Origin of the sequence: Acinetobacter sp. SwsAc5, from assembly GCF_013391485.1 — a bacterium.
Lineage (GTDB): Bacteria > Pseudomonadota > Gammaproteobacteria > Pseudomonadales > Moraxellaceae > Acinetobacter > Acinetobacter towneri.
Genome location: NZ_JACAXD010000063.1, coordinates 1 through 2,350 on the forward strand (window position 1 = coordinate 1; position 2,350 = coordinate 2,350).

The 2,350-nt window shown below is 38.6% G+C and carries 4 protein-coding genes and 1 pseudogene; 4 read left to right on the forward strand and 1 reads right to left on the reverse strand.

Annotated elements, in window-relative coordinates:
- Window positions 1-508: 508 nt before the first annotated feature.
- The 4 genes from HYG89_RS15800 (at window position 509) to HYG89_RS15815 (ending at window position 2,155) form a co-directional block, all read left to right on the forward strand.
- Complete coding sequence (locus HYG89_RS15800; protein WP_087545989.1) at window positions 509-1,114, forward strand: recombinase family protein; 606 nt, start codon at window positions 509-511, stop codon at window positions 1,112-1,114.
- Window positions 1,115-1,183: 69 nt separating this feature from the next.
- Window positions 1,184-1,627 carry a hypothetical protein gene (locus HYG89_RS15805; RefSeq protein ID WP_087545991.1) on the forward strand — a complete coding sequence of 148 codons (444 nt, stop codon included), beginning with the start codon at window positions 1,184-1,186 and terminating at the stop codon, window positions 1,625-1,627.
- A gap of 2 nt (window positions 1,628-1,629) precedes the next feature.
- A complete protein-coding gene (locus HYG89_RS15810) occupies window positions 1,630-1,878 on the forward strand; it encodes a type II toxin-antitoxin system Phd/YefM family antitoxin (RefSeq protein WP_000192612.1) in 249 nt (82 codons plus the stop codon).
- Window positions 1,868-2,155, forward strand: coding sequence for a type II toxin-antitoxin system RelE/ParE family toxin (locus HYG89_RS15815; RefSeq protein WP_152342627.1), 288 nt, complete (start codon window positions 1,868-1,870; stop codon window positions 2,153-2,155). The genes HYG89_RS15810 and HYG89_RS15815 overlap by 11 nt, the downstream gene beginning before the upstream one ends.
- Before the next feature lie 85 nt (window positions 2,156-2,240).
- On the opposite strand, the pseudogene HYG89_RS15820 reads toward HYG89_RS15815, so the two are convergent.
- A pseudogene (locus tag HYG89_RS15820) lies at window positions 2,241-2,350 on the reverse strand (IS701 family transposase); the annotation flags it as partial.

The window sequence follows — 2,350 nt, forward strand, 5'->3', positions numbered from 1 at the left end:
TACACAGCGCACTGGGTTATGTATCGCCTTTTGAGTTTGAAGCAATGTACTATGATAAGATTAATCCGTTAGGTCAGGTGGCCTAACTTAAATAAAAAAGTCTCCGACAAACCTGGTACGGTTCAACTTGTTCCATTTTAGATATTTGTTTAAGATAAGATATAACTCATTGAGATGTGTCATAGTATTCGTCGTTAGAAAACAATTATTATGACATTATTTCAATGAGTTATCTATTTTTGTCGTGTACAGAGAACTTATCTTTAAAAATTAATGATGAGAAAGAGTTTTTTATAAATTCTTATTTTAAAGACTTTCTAAAATTAACATAATACGCGTTATACGAATCCCACCAAGGCATGGCTTTTAGTCATGCTTTTTTTATCAAAAGAGTATACCCGAATGAGAAACAGCGAAACGGTAAATAGCTACTATCATTAGACTTGAAACCATAATCAAATGACAGTGTTATCATAGGACTTTATAATTTAAGTACAAATGATAAAACATGAATACACGAATCTATCTTCGCGCCTCTACCAAAGATCAGGATGCAGAAAGGGCATTGGCTGAACTGAATGCTCTCAACAACTCGTTGGAATTGGGGAAGCCAATCATCTATGTTGAGCATTACAGTGGAACAAAGCTAGAACGGCCAGAGCTGAATAAGTTGCTGCAGGAAGCAAACCAAGGAGATGCATTACTTGTTGAAAGTGTGGATCGGCTATCACGACTAACCCAACATGACTTCAATGAACTCAAACGAAGAATCCAAGAGAAAGGCCTCCGATTGATTGTCGCGGATCTTCCGACCACTCATCACCTGAGCCAAGTCAATAACAATATCACAAGCTCTATTCTAGGTCTGATCAACAACATGCTGATTGACCTATTGGCTACGATGGCTCGCCTGGATAACGAGAAGCGCATAGAGCGCATTAAGCAAGGCCTTGAGCGTTCTGGCTACAAACCAACAGGGAAGAAACCAAACCAGACCAAACATAAGCGCATCAAAGAGCTGCTGGCCTCAAATACAATGACCAAAGATGAAATCGCTAAAGCTGTGGGCTGTGGTGTGGCAACTGTCTATCGTGTAGCAAAGAGGGTTAATTAGAGTTTTTTAAAAGCACGTTTAAATGTGCTTTTATCTGTGCTATAGTCCTATTGTTGAATAGGAGTACCTATGAATTCTGATGCTATCTGGACTGAAACTGAAGAATCTCGTTTAAAACGAGAGGATGAAGTTCGTATGCAGGAACTCAGACGTCTATTTGATTTAATGGATGAAAGAGAGCACCAACAAATTCAAGCCAAAGAGTTAGAAGAAGCTCTTAATGTCCTTTCTTGGGTTGATGTAGTACGTGCATTAGAAAGTTGCCTAGATTGTATAGTTCCCGAAAGACGGGAAATGCGATCACAATCTATAGACCGTATTGAGCAACATCGTAAATGGTTAAAGGCATTTCGTTCAGCGATGCCTTACCTTGCGAAGATACTGCTAGTTACTGATGCCTCCTTGCTTATCAGATTGAGATCCACATTGGACCGGTATGCTGAAATTAGCTACCCGAATCTACTCGTAATGATTCAACCCAAACTCCAAACACTAAATTCTATAGAGGCTTAACTATGACTCAATTAATCCATGCACGAATGACTGCAAGTATTACTGAACTCAAAAAGAGTCCGATGGATACAGTGTTGGCAGGCAAAGGTGAACCTGTCGCAATCCTCAATCGTAATACACCAGCGTTTTACTGTGTTCCGGCTGATCTGTATGAAACGATGATGGAACAACTAGAAGACCTAGAACTGAATAAGATTGCAGATGCTCGTGCGAATCAGAAACGCATTCGAGTAAATATTGATGACCTATAAGTTAGACTTTTTAGAAGAAGCATTAGCAGAATGGAATAAGCTTAATCCAAGTATTAAGCAGCCATTGAAGAAGAAGTTGATCAAGGTTTTGGAGAATCCTCGCATTCCCAAAAACAAGTTGTCAGGACATCCTAACCGCTACAAGATCAAACTTCGTAGTATTGGTTATCGTCTGGTTTATGAAGTCGTTGATGATGAGGTAGTTGTCATCGTGATTGCTGTAGGCAGACGTGAAAACAATGCTGTCTATGATGATGCCAACTCTCGTCATTCATAAATGATGTAATGCCTATAAGCAGATAGTGTCTATGAAAACACTCATGTTTATGGGCATTTTTTATGTAGATAGGACTTACGCACTATTATTTATAGATTCTCTGTGGTAGCAGATGATTTTTATCGAGAATAAAGTCATCAATGAAGTTTTTGATAACTGGTCTAAATAATTTCTTCTGCCAACGATATACATTTT

What these genes read in the sequence shown, in the direction of transcription:
- HYG89_RS15800 (WP_087545989.1), top strand. Translation starts at nt 509, where the DNA reads ATGAATACACGAATCTATCTTCGCGCCTCTACCAAAGATCAGGATGCA.
- HYG89_RS15805 (WP_087545991.1), top strand. Translation starts at nt 1,184, where the DNA reads ATGAATTCTGATGCTATCTGGACTGAAACTGAAGAATCTCGTTTAAAA.
- HYG89_RS15810 (WP_000192612.1), top strand. Translation starts at nt 1,630, where the DNA reads ATGACTCAATTAATCCATGCACGAATGACTGCAAGTATTACTGAACTC.
- HYG89_RS15815 (WP_152342627.1), top strand. Translation starts at nt 1,868, where the DNA reads ATGACCTATAAGTTAGACTTTTTAGAAGAAGCATTAGCAGAATGGAAT.